The following is a 16948-nucleotide window of genomic DNA, read 5'->3' on the forward strand; positions in this document are numbered from 1 at the left end:
CGTCTGCATACTGCTGATCTCCATCTTCACCAAGGAAGTCTTCACCCTCATCATCGGCGGTACTCTTATTATCTGCGGTAGCACTACCTGGCTCTAGTCCACTTATATCTGCATCCTGCCGATCTTCATCTTCTTCACTTTCGAAAAAGTCCTCGCCTTCATCACCAACAGTTCCTGGCTCAAGTTCATCAACATTTCCTTGCTGCTGCCCATCTTTATCTGCCGCATTAGCACCAACATCTTGCTCATTTACACCCTCGGGCAGTTGCGACTCAGTACCTTCTTCAAGTGACTCTTTCTGGTCATTAGCGCCTTTCTCCCCTATCTGCTGATCAGCTTCTGTAGCACCAGCTTTTGTGCGACTTTTAGCCTTAAGTTTCGCAATTTCATTCACATCGACATCTATAAATCTCGCTCCCCTCACTCTGGATAGGTCAATACCTTCGTTATTAACCATATCCCCCTTATTATCATCTGCAGCTGCAACCTTAACGCCATGCCTACGTAGCCTACTTACTACCTTTCTCTTCTCGGCTTCTGTTAATCTCTTCTTTTTTTGCTCACTATGCGCAGCTGAATCACCGCTGTTCTGGAGATCTTCTCTACGTTTCTTGTACAGCTCATATGATCTGGCAAAATCCTCATCTTCCTCGAAAAGATGCCCCCCGGGATTATATACAGGCCTATAGTTTCTGCTCATTTCAAATGCGTACTTACCTACAAAGCACGAAGTCAAACCTAATAGCGATACACACATGACCACCAGTCTCAATGTACAACCAATAGATAGAGAAAATCTACGAAAGATGCTCACGAAACCCTCCATACCGTACCAGAACACACCACTTCTCACATCCATAACCACAAGCTACTGTGTGAGTAAATAACACTATTAAGCACCGACGTACAACACTTAATATCATACAAGAAGCTTAGCATTCTGCTTCCTAGTCACAATCTCTTTTGTTATATCCCTAATAAATAGGTCATATTCCATTATATCTGTTATAGAATTCATCATTCTGTGTGGTGCCTTGTCCATAGTATCTAAGACAACACTAACTACCTCCAAAAATTGAATCTTATAATCCAAAAATGCAGCAACAGCAACTTCATTGGCGGCATTGAACACTATGCTCGCGGAATGACACTCACTATTTTTTATAATATCAAAACCTATCTTTAGCGCGGGAAATCTTTCAAGATCTGGCTCCATGAACGTCAGCTGACCACATGAAGCAAGGCACAACCTTCTACCTACTACCGCCGCAGAAGGTCTTATTTTTTCCGGCCAATACAACGCGTGCAACATTGGGATAGCCATATCTGGAGGGTACATCAATGCCGCAGAAGCTCCATCTCTATACGTAACAAAAGCATGAACCACAGCTTCGGGATGGACTAACACATTAATGTTAGTATGATCAAGATTGAAGAAATTTTTCGCTTCAATTACCTCAAGGGCCTTATTGGCCATTGTTGCGCTATCAATAGAAATTTTCCGCCCCATCCTCCAAATGGGATGAGTCAATGTGTCTTTCAGCTCAACATTCTTCATTTCATCTATAGAATAGCGCAAGAAAGGCCCCCCAGAAGCCGTTATTGTGACTCCCATAAGATTATCACATCCGCTATCATGCAATATTCTGAATACAGCATTGTGTTCTGAATCCAAGGGAACAATGCTTATACCCCTCCTCTTGGCAGCTTCCATAAGAAGCGCCCCACCGCACACTACACTCTCCTTATTCGCAAGCGCAATGCATTTTACATCAGATTCAAGCAAGTCCACTACGTATTCCAGAGCAGCAACCCCACTTATCGCCATAACAGCGGTTGCCGCTTTAGTCGTCGAAGCAGCTTCCTTTATACCAGACTTGCCAGCAGACACCTTTATCGCAGTTCCGGCAAGTAATCCCTTTAAATCTTGATATAGGGTCTCATCCGCAATAACCACAGACTGCGCATTTAGCAATCTAGCCTGCAGTGCCAATAGATGAACATTATTATTGGCTACGAGCGTGTGCACTTCGAAATGTTGAGGATTCTCGTATAGAATCTGTACAGCTTTCTTACCTACAAACCCCGTTGAACCAAATACTAAAACCTTTTTCACAGGACATAACCAGATTCTACACCAAACACCCCATCACCTGGGGAAATGGCCAAAGTACCACATAAAACTGTTCATAAGCGGTATCATACTGACGCCTAGCAAAATGCATGCACCCGTTACGATACATAGCCCTCTTCCAGAAACATCAATATAATCTTCTGACGCTTCGTCAAAATATATTACCTTGGCAATGCGAAAGCAGTAAAAACAAGGAATAATGCTCGCAACGCTCAGACTCAAAATACTGATCAACGTATATACACTAAACGCATCAGTAACACCACCAACTATTGCGCGAAGTATAGAATATTTCGCAAAAAAACCGGGGAATGGAGGTAATCCCGCAAGAGCTAACATCGTTACCACTAAAATACACGCACTTACGGGATTTTTGCTGCCCATACCAGCAATTTTCAACATATCAAAACCATCATCATCATATTTGAGGAGGATGGAAAATACGCACGCATTTATGAAAAAGTACACTATGACGTAGTACAGCACGGGAGCAGCAGCCACACTGCCAGCACCTATCCCAGCAAGAACATACCCCAAGTGTCCTATATTCGCGTATGCAACTAGCTTTTTCATATTCCTCTGCTGAAGCGCACCCAGCTCACCTACAGTCACAGACAAGGCAGCCAGTACCAACATAATTTTTTGAAATCCCTCACCGATTGTAGGCAGTTCAGCTGCAAATCTCGCACACAGTAAAGTGATAGCAGTCTTAGAAACTAAGGTGAAAAAAGCAACAGTAGCCGTTGGAGCACCTCTATACGTATCAGGAACCCAAGTGTGAAATGGAACAGCAGCGAGCTTAAATAACACCCCAATTAGGCATAAAGTACATCCGAATGTGACACCAATCGTCCCCCTACCCAGTAACACATCTTTCAGCACGTCAAAAGAGAGGCTTGTTGAATATCCGTAAATAAAGGAAATTCCGTACAACATGATGCAAGACGACATAGCGCCTAAGATGAAAAATTTCACCGCAGCTTCTGAAGAAGCAGTATTAGACCTGTTAAAGCACGTCATTATGTAAGAGGAAAATCCCACAAGCTCAAAAGAAAGGTAAAAGGACAAAAAGTTATTCGCCTCTACAACGGTCACAGCTCCCAATGATGCTAATAGCATCATTACGGAAAACTCGTATCTATAACTACGCTGTACAAAAAGGTACATTAGAGACACAACAAAAGTAGCTGCAATAACCAGAACCCTAGCTAAATAGATATAGTCCGTCCTAATGAGCAATCCACCGAGAAGAGGCCCGCATTTGCCATAAAAATTAAGCTCAAAAAATGACACAGCAACTGCTATCCCGGAAAACCCCACTGCCATGCCCCGGATAATTGTCTCTTTTACAAACATCCCAGCCACTAATGACACAAGTATAGCACACACCAGCACTAACTCCGGTATTATGCCTACGATGTTCTCTAGATATGAACCATATCCCACAATCACTTATATGACCCTATAATAACGGCATAACGGCTCTAGCCCAAGGTTTTAGAAACTCTATTAATGGGCCTGGCAATACGCCTAACAATACAACAAATGCTGCTAACACCATAAGAATGGTAAATTCCCACACACCTATGTCACTGCTAATCTTATAGCACGACCCTTCTGCTTTTACACCCCATATGACTTCTCGACAAAAACGTAACATATAGGCGGCACCCAAAACTGTTCCAGCAACAAAAAAACACACCACGAATCCATGTTGAAAGATGCCTAAAATCGACAAAAATTCCCCCACAAAGCCTGATGTTCCCGGTAGTCCCACTGAAGCCATGGTAAAGAAAATTACCATGGAAGACAATCTAGGCATTGTAGCAGCAAGACCTCCACATTTCGACATTTCCAGTGTCCCAGTTCTTGCGTATATCATGCCCACACACAAAAATAGCGCAGCAGATATCAACCCATGGCTTACCATTTGAAAAATTGCACCAATTACCCCGCTCTCATTAAAGCTAAATATTCCCGCTACTACGTAACTCATATGCGCCACAGAAGAGTATGCTATAAGTGCCTTCATATTTTTTTGTGCATACGCAACAAGAGAAGAATAGACCAAAGAAACGGCGCTAGCATAAAGGACAAACTTTGAAAAAGTTTGGCTGATGTCCGGAAATGCGCCAATGCAGAACCTTATGAATCCATATCCCCCCATTTTTATCAACAGTCCAGCCAACAGCATAGATCCTACAGTTGGGGCCTGAACGTGTGCCTTTGGCAACCATGTATGAAAAGGGACTATCGGAAGTTTGACAGCAAACACTAAAAAGCATGCTGCCCACATAGCCACCCTGAACCCATGAGATAATGTGCCGTACGATGCATCTAATTCATAGAAAGAGCTAAACGGACCTACATGAAAAATGCTACCGTACACCAATGTTGCTAAAAATAACAAGGATACTGCAGCGGTATATATGAGAAACGTATATGCAGCTTTTATTCGCTCTCCATATCCCCAAGTTCCTATTATCATAAACATGGGAATCAGGGAAGATTCGAAGAATACGTAGAATACAACTGCATTTTGAGTGGAGAAAAAGCCCACTATAAATGCTTCTAACAACAATAATAAGGCAAAACACTTATCAGCAGCGCTATCGTCCTTGTAGCAGCGAGCAGCATCACAAACTGAACATAAAGCACATATAAAACATAAGAAAGTAGACAGCACCACCATGGTGACAGCCAGATTATCAAGTGCAAATATATGCCCTAATAGCCGTGATTCCAGAACCCCGTATTCTGCATTGAGACCTATAAAATCTAGCAAAATCTTGATGCTGGCCAAAAACGTTACCCCAGTTATTGCTGTAAATGCAGCACACCTAGCACGCAAAGGCATGCCATTGCTGAGAAAAGCAATAAATCCAGCTCCTAATATAGGTGCCAATATAACAAACAATATCACTGTACTTTTAAACCATACACCACAACTAACACCACAGTCACAGCTCCCACCAAGGTGAAGAGTGCATACCTTTCTACCTTGCCATTCTGGATTATTACGCTACCTTCGGAGCACATACATATCGCCCTAGTAATTCCACCTAGGACCCAACAATCTATCACTTTTTGCTCCACAATGGTCCAAAATATTGTGGCTATTTTTCTCATCTGAACAACAAAAATGTAGTTATACACTTCGTCAAAATAAAGTTTCTTTTCTAATAGAAAAATCAGCATATTAGGCACAAAATTTCGCAACCCATACCTCCTATGCAATAGATACGCTCCGGAGCCTAACACCACCATTATCGAAGGCATATGCTCAAGTATTGCGGATATCTCCTCGTGCATCTCATGCACTTTCATACTGCCAACCCAGAACTCTTGCTCAGTAATTTTTAACATGCCCTTGCCCCACATTCCGGAAAAAACCGTACCTATGAGAAGGACCAGAAGCGGGACAAGCATCATTTTCTTTGATTCATGGATGGAAGAGATTCTTTCAGAAGAAGAATTATGAAAGACCTCCATCATCAACCTGCAAGAATAAAATGCAGTGAATGACGCACTTAAATTTGCAAGCACAAATCCAACTATGTTCTCATAACTGCTCTCTATTATCAGGTCCTTTGAGTAATGCCCCGCAAGCGGGAAAACCCCCATGAGCGCAAGCGATCCCACCCACATCAACCCGTAAGTATACGGTGTATCTAGCCAGCAGTTCTTGCTCATATGAGTTATTCTCTGCTCACCATTATTCGAGTGAATCACATTACCAGCCAACAAAAAGAGCATAGACTTGAAAAAGGCGTGCGTCAGCAAATGGAATATAGCTAGGTTATAGCTGGAAACACCGCAAGCCATGAACATATACCCCAGTTGGCTTGATGTAGAATATGCTATTATTTTCTTTATATCGCTCTGCACAGTCGCAATGGCAGCCGCTGCCACGCAAGTAGCTACACCCACAGCAAACACAATGTCTCTGGCAATTGCTGATAGTTCAAATATAGGAGAACTCCTTGCTATCAGGAATACTCCCGCAGTCACCATAGTTGCAGCATGAATTAAAGCAGATGCCGGTGTAGGGCCTTCCATCGCATCTGGTAGCCACACATGCAAGCCTAATTGTGCGGATTTTCCCATGCATCCGAAAAATAACATAATGCAGGCTAGGTCTAATAACGTTACATGCAACCCCAATATGCTATAACTTTCAAGCGCTAATCCCCCTTCTATGACTCGAAATATCTCATCAAAGTTTACCGTGTGAAATATATGAAGAAGCAGCAAAATTCCCAAAAGAAAGAATAGATCCCCGACTCTGTTTACGATAAACGCTTTCATTGCGGACTTATTTGCGGAGTCTTTATGGAACCAAAACCCTATCAAAAGATAGGAACAGAGACCCACGCCTTCCCACCCTACGAATAGCTGCATTATATTTCTACTTGTCACTAAAACGAGCATGAAAAACGTAAACATGGACAAGTATGAGAGAAATCTTATCTCTCCATTGTCATGCGCCATATATCCAGTAGAATACAAATGCACTACGAAGGAAACCGTTGTAACCACTATCATCATAACAGCGGTGAGTTTATCTATGTATATTGACCAATCTACGGATAGTTCTCCTATTTTTATCCAGGGAACTACGTTTATGCAGTAATTCTGCTCGAAAGCGAAAAAGATTTTCCACGAAATGACAGATGACACAGCCACACATAGGCATATCAATACGCGAGATAGTTGGGCATTGCGCCTAAGCATGTAACCGAAAATAGCACCAAATATTGGGCAAAGGACACACAAAAACTCACAACTTACCACAACACCTACCTTACCACGTTCAGAAGTAATCTATACCTTTCCTAAAAAATCAGCCTTGTCCAATTCTATGCTCCCGGTGTTTCTAAAATGAGCCAACATTATAGCAAGTCCTATAGCTGATTCAGCAGCTGCTACAGCCAATATGAATATTACAAAAATTTGCCCCTGTATATCTCCTGTGTAAGTAGAAAACGCCACAAAATTCAAATTCGCAGCAAGCAGCATAACCTCCAGCGATAACATGACGTTTATCATACTTTTTCGGTTTACAACAACTCCGCACACTCCTGTTACAAATAGGATAGCTGCAACTACAAGAAAATGCTCCAGCAGTATTCCAGAATTGACTAGAAATTCCATTTAAATATCCTCAATGGCACGCAATAACTACAAATCATCTATACCACCGCCAACCTTCGGGGATACTAGCCTGACCTTTGATGACCTGCTAACTTGAAGCCTAACGTCTTGTTTTAGAGATTTTGACTTAGTAAAACTCAATGTGAGCACTAAAGTCCCTACAGCTGCAGTCAACAAGAGCAATCCAACCATCTGAAATGCGTAAAAATACTTCGTGTACAGCTGAGATCCTATGATAAACACATTTCCAACTGGATCCATCGTGGCGCCCCCTCCATTCGCATTAAAATAAGCGACTTTGGTGCGGAAAATGGCGTACAAAGAACACAGGAAGAAAACGGACCCAAGAACTATGCCCACAGGGTAAAACTTCACCAACCCGTGTGTTAACTTCACATAACCAGCATCCAACATCATTATAACAAACAGGAATAGTACCGCTACAGCCCCCACGTACACAATTACGACTAGCATGGCTATGAACTCTGACCCCATAAGGACAAAAAGTGCACTAGAAACAGTAAATGTCAAAATGAGATTAAGAACCGCATATACCGGGTTCAGCGCAACTATAGTGCCGACAGCAGCAAACACCAACATCACTGCAAAACAGTAGAACAACAATGCAACCATGAATCTGCTCGAGCACCGACATACTGGCGCCAATGATAGTACGCAATGGCACACACTTGCAAGACGATTTACCACGAGCCCCGCCAGGCGACTAACAAGAAAGGGCTAGGTCAAGTACTTGAGACCATGAAAGAGGATATGGAGTTGTTAAAGAGAAAATTAGAGGAATCATTTTTGAGATACGGTCAGGAGTAATTCTCGCTAAAGAATGAGATAAAACGAATGGGACTGGCACACAGAAAACTTAGTCTAAGATGTCTTCTTGTAGCTTTCTATTCTTTCTTCTACAACATGCCTAAAATGTCTGAACAACCCCTGTATTGGCCACACAGCAGCATCCGCTAATGCGCATATCGTATGACCTTCAATTTGCGACGCAACGTCCAATAAGTGGTCAATCTCCTCTTTTTCTGCTTCACCACTGACCATCTTCTTCATCATTCTCCACATCCAACCAGTTCCCTCTCTACAAGGGCTACATTGCCCACAAGATTCATGCATGTAGAAACCGGATATTCTCTCTATTGCCTCTATGAGATCTGTGGATTTATTCATTACTATCATCCCAGCTGTACCCAATCCAGATTTAACAGCCTTTAAAGCATCAAAATCCATGGTAACTTCATCACACGTGGACTTTGGCAACATGGGAACCGAAGAGCCACCAGGAATTACTGCCAAAAGGTTATCCCATCCCCCTATAACTCCTCCCGCATATTTCTCTATGAGTTCCCTCATTGGTATGCCCAATTCCTCCTCAACGTTGCATGGATTGTTAACGTGACCAGATATACAAAAAACTTTCGTGCCGGCATTATTAGGTACGCCAAGTGACGAAAACCATCCCGCACCTCTTCGCATTATATCGCCTACTACAGCTATAGTTTCAACATTATTAACAGTGGTAGGAGCGCCGTACAATCCCACAGCAGCAGGAAATGGCGGCTTCAACCTAGGCATGCCCTTTCTACCTTCTATGGACTCTAGCTGCGCGCTTTCTTCACCACAAATATATGCACCCGCACCCCTGTGTATGTACACATCTAAGTCGTAACCTGACTTACACGCGTTTTTACCAAGTAACCCGTGACTGTATGCCTCCTGTAAAGCCTGAAATAGAACTTGGTATTCATTGTAGAACTCACCTCGTATATATATGTACGAAGTGGTGACACCCATCGCAAATCCTGCAATTAGTATACCTTCAAGAATCTTATGAGGGTCATAACGAATGATATCCCTGTCCTTGCACGTGCCAGGCTCCGATTCATCCGCATTTACGACCAGATAGGCCGGCATATTATCCGCTCGTTGTTTGGGCATGAAGCTCCACTTTAAGCCCGTAGGAAATCCTGCGCCACCTCGTCCCCTTAAGCCCGAATCTTTTATTTCTTGTATTATTCTCTCGCGTCCAAGTAGTAATATATCCTTGGTAGTACTCCACACACCACGACTCATGGCCGCTTTCAAATAGGGGGATTCCTTCCCAGATAAGTTTGTAAATATCGCGTCTTCGTTCTTCACATATTACCTAAGGACACAAAATACACATAAGGCAGTACATATCACAAAACACATCCCCAGCTTCACATCTGAAAGTCGATACCGGTCCTAGACGCTATCTCACGCACTCCGTATTTCCACCCATATCCCGTGCACAATACCGCATCTATCACAGACAAACAGCTGGCACCATAAAGCTCCAGAATGCGCTTAACATACGAAAAGAAAGACTGCCACACAAACTGTATAAACTTCTCGCAGCGGTCATTATCTAAAAGACACTCATGTAAATACATGTCCCTCTTTTCAAGCCTATATAACCCGCTAGCAATATCTATCACCTGGCTAACTTTCCCATATAGCATATCATACGTCCTGTAGAAGCCTCCCCTACTTCCTAGACCTACCACTCCATCGGATACCATATCGTATATAACCAGCGGCAGTCTTTTGTACATAGATCTCAACATTTCATCATCTTCTACTCTACATTCAAGTGCCTTGAGAAATATGTCTATTCCCAGCCTATCCAATGTCGCAAACGTACCCAATGATATCCCGGTGTTTTCACAAGCAATTATATAGTCTGCAACTTCTACATCAACTTCAGATACATACGCCCCTACTATACAGGCAGTCGCAAAAAAATAACCTATCTTATCGTAAAATCCGTATTCATAGCCTTCATAGGCAATTAGCTTCACCTTCTCATTCAACAATTTTTTCAATAAATTTCTACAATCTGCCGAGTTTTCTGCATGAAACGCACACTCAAAGACTAGCGCCTTTTGATAGAAAGAAGGAAGATTCACATTGACAATTCTGCTGAGTACACTGCTACCTACCTTTGAACATAATACGTCTCTAAACGACAACGTGGTACCACGAGATAATACGGGTACCCCACTGTTGATGACAGCTTCTGATCGAAGGAACTCTATCCTCTTTTCTTCTGTATCTATGAATTCCAAAATGCAGTCTATATCTCCAACGCTGAAGCCCTTGCTGCCAGAATGACGCACTTCTACAAGTTCGTCTAACCATGGAGAATCCTCACTAGCGCCCGTGTAACATAGCACCACCCCTATGCCACAGCATAAAATGCGCCTCACAACCCCCATTTGAGAGGAGCCAGGGTCCACGATCATTAACTTGCTGATAGGCAAAAGAACTCCCACAATAGATCAAAAACTACACGCGCAGACAAACAGTATTATATCCCAAACTCATCCTTAATTTTCTGCACTATGTCCTCTGGAGGATTTTCCCCCCATCCTGAGTACAAAATCTCCCCATACAGTGCCACATCTAGAGAACCACTTTTACTCTTTTCTAAAAACATCTCTAGTTTATGCTTATCAACCAAAACGTAGTGCCACGCGGGCTTCCCTCTGTCCTTACCTCTGACAAGAAATAAGCAATCCAGCCTGCTCCTTTTTGTAGCCTTAGCAAAGCCTTCAGTACTTACAGTCCTGCTTCTTAAAACACTCTTGTTCTCCGTAAAAGAGGCAGATGTCTTTTCAGTAGGACTTGCAAACTTTTTAGCGAACCCACCACCAGACTCACCCGCACCAGAAGTACTTTTGCCGTCACCACTTTTATCTCCCAAAACGGGCTTATTCCTGCTAAACCTAGACGCAAATCCCTTACTTCCAGTACTCTCCTTATCAGTCATCACTACACCCTTAATTACGCAAACAACCGAGTAAAGCAGCAACTCTCAGAGTGTAACACGTGCTACTCTCCTGTTCAATAGCATTCAAAACCACTCGGCTTCGCATTAAGCGCCATGCATAGCAGCACCGTGTTAGAGTAGCAGTTTTTGATGTACATTAGATTAACGAATAGAATTCGCGCTGTAATAAAGGTATATTATACCTTATAGTATTCTCTTGCGTGTATGCGACCTGACAGCGAATACAATAATCTTGTTGTGATGCGCTACTATGTGATAGACTGCAACCCTTTTACTAAACACCGATGAAAAGATTAATAATTCTGACCGGGCCGACTGCATCGGGAAAATCTAAAGTTTGCGATACACTGAGCGCCCATAAGTCGTGCAGAATAATAAATTGTGATTCTAAACAGGTCTACAAAGGCGTTCCAATAATCACCGACCAGCCTCAAAAAAATTGCTCAGATCTGAGGTTATACGGATATGTGAGTCCAACCGTAAATTATTCAATAAAACTGTGGTTGGATGACGCAACAAAAGAAATCCACAATGCTTTTAGTGATGGCTTATCACCAATACTGACCGGTGGCACCGGTATGTACATAAACAGCATACTGTTTGGCATGTCAGAGCTGCCAGAAATTGATGATGAGATACGCGAAGAAACTAGGGCCCTGCTGGCAAGGGTTGGAAATGAAAAATTTTACGAGATGCTCGTGGATTTAGACCCCAATGCACAGAAGCTACATAAAAATAACACTTACAGACTAGTACGTGCATTTGAGACTGTAAAACAAACTGGCATATCTATATACACGTGGAGAGAAAAGACACGCCCAAAAGGTGATGCTTTTTATGATTACAAAATATGCGTTTTGCTCCCAGAACGGTCTGAACTTTACAGGAAAATAGACAAAAGGTTCTTGGAAATGATGAATTCTGACGCTGTGTCAGAAGTTCAGTACCTAATGTCGCTAGGAATACCTGAAAACATGCCCATTATGAAGGCACACGGAGTCCCAGAAATAAGGGAATATCTCGCTGGAACACTTTCATTAGCTGACGCCATATCCAGGGCACAAAAGAACACTAGGCACTATGCGAAACGGCAGGAAACCTGGTTTAGGACACAACTGCCACAAGACAGGTTATTTTTTCGCAGTCATGAGGAGGCGGTGTCGTACATATCTTCCATACTGTAGGCAAAACCCCTGCATGCCCCTAGTCTATGTACTGGTAAGTATGGATTGCGAACTCAAACGGTACAACCCCCGCTGATGCAAGCCTAACATTTGACAGGGAAAAGGAAACTAGAACCTTACGTGACTCCGTGTCTGCGAGAACGCCGTGCACGATATGTTTGACCTTGAATTCCACGACCGCACTGCTCAGAGAGGCAACACTTTTGGGTAATAACTCAACTTTGTCTATTACCGCCTCAACTATAACATCTTCCGTTTTGTACTTAGAGATAAGGTGATACAACGTAGTGCCCTTGTCCATCATGTTTTTGAATCCTACGAAAATTCTGCGGGAAGAATTATTCTTCACAAATCCCAATTGTATTTCCTCATTTCCCCTATGATAGGATTCATAACGCTTTACGTATTCCCCAGCCAAATATGTAGACAGAAGATCCTCTTCTTTCTGATATACGTCAGTACTCAGCCTTTTAATGCGTAGAAACTCATCACTGTATCTGTCCGTATACTTAACAAAGCTGAAATCCGTCTTGGTAGGAAACATGGAATATATATCGCACGAAAGGAATACCAAAAATACTGTAAAAACCACCAGGAGGAAAAATAGCCATGACCTCTCCGTAACTACGGTCATATATCTTGTAAAGTACCATTCTAGAGCACTATCAAAATATTCTTCTTTATCCCCGGTAAAACCATCACTCATCCTTCATCCTTCACAATTTCACAAATTAAGATATATACCCATACTTTCTCGTTGAAAGCACAAAACCTACACCCGCATAAGATACGCCACAGGCATTTATAGTTGCATTTGGTTAGGATAAAGATAAACACCCTGCACATGTATAGCAAATTTAACTCACAAGTTGGAATAATGATTTGCCAGTGTATATTAGGCAATACTTGCATCTATATCATAGATAATCAGCCACCATCGCCGCTCTACCTTACTGTTCTGCTTCGCAATCAGAGTCAATTATGCCCACTTCCATATTTTTCGAAGTCTTGACTCCCAGACTCTTGAGAGTTCTAGTGCGTGCCAAGATATTCCCATGACCTTCAGAAAGTTTCTTCATTGCCTCCTCGTACACACTACCTACAGAGTTTATTTGCTTACCCAGCTTCTGCATTTCGTTAACAAATCCTGCAATCTTATCGTATAATGCACCCCCTTGACGGGCAATTTCCATTGTATTGCGGTTTTGCCTTTCTAATCTCCACAAAGATTCTATAGTCTTCAGCGTTGCTAGCAGTGTAGACGGACAGACAATGACTATCTTTTTTGCCCATGCATGTCCATGTAGTTCGGGATCAGCACGCACCATAAGAAAATACGCACTCTCAATAGGAATGAACATCAATACAAAATCCGGAGCATTTATGCCCACTATGTCCGAGTACCTCTTCCCAGAAAGGTCATTTACATGCGCCCTAACGGAGTTCACAAAACTTTTCAAATGTGACAGCTTTGCTGCCTCACCTCCACACTCTGAACAGTACCTTTCGTAGTGCACTAAAGACACCTTTGAATCCACGACTATGTGCTTGTTATCTGGAAGCAACACAATAACATCCGGATACTGCCTTCCGCCATCTACACCGGTTAAATTCATGCCCGAACTTTGCACTTTGTAATCGCAGTCCCTGCGAAGCCCAGAATCTTCTAGCACTCTTTGTAGTACAACTTCTCCCCAGTTGCCCTGCAGTTTATTATCGCCTTTCAACGCATTGGTAAGACCTTCAGCCTGCAGAGTTATTCTTTCATTTGCCAGTACTATGCGCTTTATCTCATTCTTTAGTGAGAATTGCTCTTGGCCATATCTCAAAAACGATTCCTCTAGTTTTCTCTTTAACAACTCCATATTCTCTTTCATGGGTTCAAGCACTTGGCCTAGCCCTTCTTTAGATGTCTTGTTAAATTTGTCTATTTTTTCATCGAAAATTTTATTCGCTAAATTCTCAAAGTGAATTTTGCACTGACCATCAATAAGCTTTGAAAACTCGTCCAGCTGCATATTCATTTTCGCTAGACTCTTGTTTTCCACTTCTAGAGATAACAACCTTTCCCTAGCAGCCCTTAATTCCTCAGATAGTTCATCAACCCTTTTCTGCATAGAAGCATTTTCTACTTGGCCTGCTCTTAGCCTATGTTCGAGATCCTTATTCTGCTGCAAAGCGAGATCATGCACATGTCTAGACACCATCCTGGTGGTGAATATATAGATAAAAAATCCGCATACAAACACCGCTGCGGTTGCCACGTACTCTGCAATTCCGAACACCATATCCAGGATAGACTACAAAATAGTATTAAATAATTGTATTCTTTATCGTATAGTATGTCCAAGTTCTTCTGCACACATAAGAGAGATGCACGACATAGAGTTCATAAGAGATAACCCAGAACTATTTGACAAGGCCATGGCCGCGCGTGGCTTGGATAAGCAGGCAGAGAAGATCATATCTCTGAGCTCTAGAAAAAAAAAAGACCTATCTGCTCTTTATTCTCTACAAGAACAGCGTAATTCAATAACCAAAGAGATAGCCGCAATGAGACGGCGTGGCGACGATGCGTCTCAGCAAGTTGAACTTTCAAAAAAAGTAGCTCTAGATATAAGCGCTCTTGAGAAAAAATTGCGTGAGGACGATGAGCTCCAAAGGCTAATGGATATGCTCCCAAACATTCCGGATGCTTCTGTACCTATAGGACTGAGCGAGGCCGACAATGTGGAAGTAAGGACTTGGGGAAAGAAGAAAAATTTTCCATTCCAGCCTGTACCTCACTATGAAACTGGAGAAGCATTGAAGTTGATGGATTTTCGTCGTGCAGCTTCTCTTTCTGGATCTAGGTTTTCTATCCTGGTAGGGCAGCTTGCTCAACTAGAGAGAGCCTTGGCAAATTTCATGCTTTGTATGCACTCTGCAGAGTTTGGCTATACGGAAGTTTTTCATCAGGCTCTAGTCAATGATTCGGCGATGTATAATGTCGGACAGCTGCCAAAATTTCACGAAGATTCCTTCGTTACTACAAATGACTTAAGGTTAATACCCACAAGCGAGGTCGTTCTTACCAATCTAGTGGCAGGAGTAAACATTCCTCTACAGTGCCTTCCTTTGAGATTTACAGCATATTCACAGTGCTTTCGTGCGGAAGCAGGTAGTGCAGGACTTGATACCAGAGGAATGATACGGCAGCATCAATTTAGCAAAGTAGAGCTAGTTAGCATAACAGAGGAGAATGAATCAGATAAAGAACTGATAAGAATGCTATCCGTGGCTGAGGAAGTACTGAAGCGCTTGGATTTGCCTTACAGGGTGATGCTTTTATGCTCCGGAGACATGGGATTCTCTGCTAGCATGTCGTACGACATTGAAGTATGGATGCCTGCTCAGAGCAAGTATAGGGAAATTTCTAGTTGTTCAAATTGCAAAGCTTTTCAAGCAAGGCGAATGCGTGCAAAGTATTTCTTTTCTGAGGGGCAGACTAAACATTCACGTTTTGTACACACGTTGAACGGATCAGCTCTAGCCATAGGAAGAACTATAGCCGCAATAATGGAAAACTACCAGAATGCGGATGGATCCATTACTGTGCCGGATGTTTTGCGTAAGTACATGGACACCAACACTATCACAGCATCAAAAGCGAGCTTCGTCTTCTAGGCAAAATGTATCCTCCTACAGGGCAACTGGTGGGAATGCTACAATTCGCCGCATATGCTGAATGGTTTGGCTTTGGCTATAGGAGAACCATGGCCACAATAATGGCAAACTACCAGAATACAGACGGATCCATCACTGTGCCTGATGTTTCACGGAAGTACATGGACATTAACGCTATTACAGCATCAAAAACGAACTTCGTCTTCTAGGCCAGCACATGCGATCTCAAAGGATGAGCAAAACATTCAAGTTTTGTACATACGTTGAACGGATCAGCTCTGGCTATAGAAGGACCATAGCAGCAATAATGGAAAACTACCAGAATACAGACTGATCCATTACTGTGCCAGATGTTCTACGTAAGTACATAGATATTAACACCATTACAGCATCAAAAACGAACTTCGTCTTCTAGCCAAAACACACCGTTCTGCGGGAACGGGTCGGTGTAAATGATACACTTCGCTGCATGTGCATTACGCGACGCAAATCAAACTTCAAAACCTATCAGCTTTAACTTTGTATTATAGAAATATTTGGCTAATATCAGGAGATTACTAATCTAAGTTTATTTATCACTTTAATAGTATTACTTAGAAACACTTCGATAAGCTGCTTCAGCTATTAGCACTTCCGGTTATCAACAATTTCTCTGCTAAAACTTCAATTGTACTATACAATGAATACTCAGGGACTTTCAGATAGTTAAGATCAGTTATATAATCTAATACTTTATGTTTTATATTACGCACATGAAGAATAATTTCTCCATGTATGCTGCTTGGAGCTGCGCACCGAAGGAACACGAAACCATATGCACCACCATAACTTTTCGAGATGTAGCAGAAGCATCGTTGCATTACAGAAAGTCCTGTAATCAATAACTCCTATTCCCCCCCCCCCCTATTTATTGACTTTACAACACCTGCGGCGCAGACCCCCTCTTTATCCACTTGACCGAGCTTATCACCGACCACA

The 16948-nt window shown here is 42.4% G+C and carries 16 protein-coding genes; 4 read left to right on the top strand and 12 right to left on the bottom strand.

The window, feature by feature from the left end; genetic code table 11:
• The 7 genes from R4I06_RS02490 to R4I06_RS02520 form a co-directional block, all read right to left on the bottom strand.
• Positions 1-853, bottom strand: an 853-nt coding sequence (locus tag R4I06_RS02490; protein WP_334413949.1) for a TRP75-related protein, incomplete at its 3' end; no start/stop codon positions are given.
• A gap of 66 nt (positions 854-919) precedes the next feature.
• Entirely contained in the window at positions 920-2116 is a 1197-nt protein-coding gene (dxr, locus tag R4I06_RS02495) for a 1-deoxy-D-xylulose-5-phosphate reductoisomerase (protein WP_334413950.1), read from the bottom strand.
• Positions 2117-2149: 33 nt separating this feature from the next.
• Positions 2150-3580: an NADH-quinone oxidoreductase subunit N gene (locus R4I06_RS02500; protein WP_334413951.1), complete on the bottom strand. Its 1431-nt coding sequence runs from the start codon at positions 3578-3580 to the stop codon at positions 2150-2152.
• 16 nt (positions 3581-3596) lie between these two features.
• Entirely contained in the window at positions 3597-5057 is a 1461-nt protein-coding gene (locus tag R4I06_RS02505; protein WP_334413953.1) for a complex I subunit 4 family protein, read from the bottom strand.
• On the bottom strand, positions 5054-6928 hold the full coding sequence (gene nuoL, locus R4I06_RS02510) for an NADH-quinone oxidoreductase subunit L (RefSeq protein WP_334413955.1): 1875 nt from the start codon (positions 6926-6928) through the stop codon (positions 5054-5056). The genes R4I06_RS02505 and nuoL overlap by 4 nt, the downstream gene beginning before the upstream one ends.
• Positions 6929-6958: 30 nt before the next feature.
• Positions 6959-7288, bottom strand: a complete 330-nt coding sequence (nuoK, locus tag R4I06_RS02515) for an NADH-quinone oxidoreductase subunit NuoK (RefSeq protein ID WP_334413956.1) — start codon at positions 7286-7288, stop codon at positions 6959-6961.
• A 27-nt stretch (positions 7289-7315) separates the two neighbouring features.
• Positions 7316-7921, bottom strand: a complete 606-nt coding sequence (locus R4I06_RS02520) for an NADH-quinone oxidoreductase subunit J (RefSeq protein WP_334413957.1) — start codon at positions 7919-7921, stop codon at positions 7316-7318.
• A gap of 45 nt (positions 7922-7966) precedes the next feature.
• Here R4I06_RS02520 and R4I06_RS02525 point away from each other — a divergent pair, with 45 nt between their 5' ends.
• Complete coding sequence (locus R4I06_RS02525) at positions 7967-8116, top strand: hypothetical protein (RefSeq protein ID WP_334413958.1); 150 nt, start codon at positions 7967-7969, stop codon at positions 8114-8116.
• 54 nt (positions 8117-8170) lie between these two features.
• Here the strand turns inward: R4I06_RS02525 and nuoF are convergent, their stop codons facing one another.
• The 3 genes from nuoF to R4I06_RS02540 form a co-directional block, all read right to left on the bottom strand.
• Entirely contained in the window at positions 8171-9445 is a 1275-nt protein-coding gene (gene nuoF, locus R4I06_RS02530) for an NADH-quinone oxidoreductase subunit NuoF (protein ID WP_334413959.1), read from the bottom strand.
• A gap of 62 nt (positions 9446-9507) precedes the next feature.
• A complete protein-coding gene (locus R4I06_RS02535) occupies positions 9508-10602 on the bottom strand; it encodes a hypothetical protein (RefSeq protein WP_334413960.1) in 1095 nt (364 codons plus the stop codon).
• 35 nt (positions 10603-10637) lie between these two features.
• Positions 10638-11099, bottom strand: a complete 462-nt coding sequence (locus R4I06_RS02540; protein WP_334413967.1) for a hypothetical protein — start codon at positions 11097-11099, stop codon at positions 10638-10640.
• 305 nt (positions 11100-11404) lie between these two features.
• Here R4I06_RS02540 and miaA point away from each other — a divergent pair, with 305 nt between their 5' ends.
• The gene (gene miaA / locus R4I06_RS02545; RefSeq protein WP_334413961.1) at positions 11405-12304 is read left to right on the top strand and encodes a tRNA (adenosine(37)-N6)-dimethylallyltransferase MiaA; all 900 of its coding nucleotides are present in this window, start codon (positions 11405-11407) and stop codon (positions 12302-12304) included.
• Positions 12305-12323: 19 nt separating this feature from the next.
• Here the strand turns inward: miaA and R4I06_RS02550 are convergent, their stop codons facing one another.
• On the bottom strand, positions 12324-13010 hold the full coding sequence (locus R4I06_RS02550; protein ID WP_334413962.1) for a VirB8/TrbF family protein: 687 nt from the start codon (positions 13008-13010) through the stop codon (positions 12324-12326).
• Positions 13011-13254: 244 nt separating this feature from the next.
• Entirely contained in the window at positions 13255-14592 is a 1338-nt protein-coding gene (locus tag R4I06_RS02555; RefSeq protein ID WP_334413963.1) for a DNA recombination protein RmuC, read from the bottom strand.
• An 85-nt stretch (positions 14593-14677) separates the two neighbouring features.
• On the opposite strand from R4I06_RS02555, the gene serS reads away from it, so the two are divergent.
• Together serS and R4I06_RS02565 are read left to right on the top strand one after the other, a co-directional pair.
• A complete protein-coding gene (gene serS, locus R4I06_RS02560; RefSeq protein WP_334413964.1) occupies positions 14678-15970 on the top strand; it encodes a serine--tRNA ligase in 1293 nt (430 codons plus the stop codon).
• Positions 15971-16005: 35 nt separating this feature from the next.
• On the top strand, positions 16006-16179 hold the full coding sequence (locus tag R4I06_RS02565) for a hypothetical protein (RefSeq protein ID WP_334413966.1): 174 nt from the start codon (positions 16006-16008) through the stop codon (positions 16177-16179).
• Positions 16180-16948 lie beyond the last annotated feature (769 nt).

Origin of the sequence: Anaplasma bovis (assembly GCF_036903315.1) — a bacterium.
Classification (GTDB): domain Bacteria; phylum Pseudomonadota; class Alphaproteobacteria; order Rickettsiales; family Anaplasmataceae; genus Anaplasma; species Anaplasma bovis.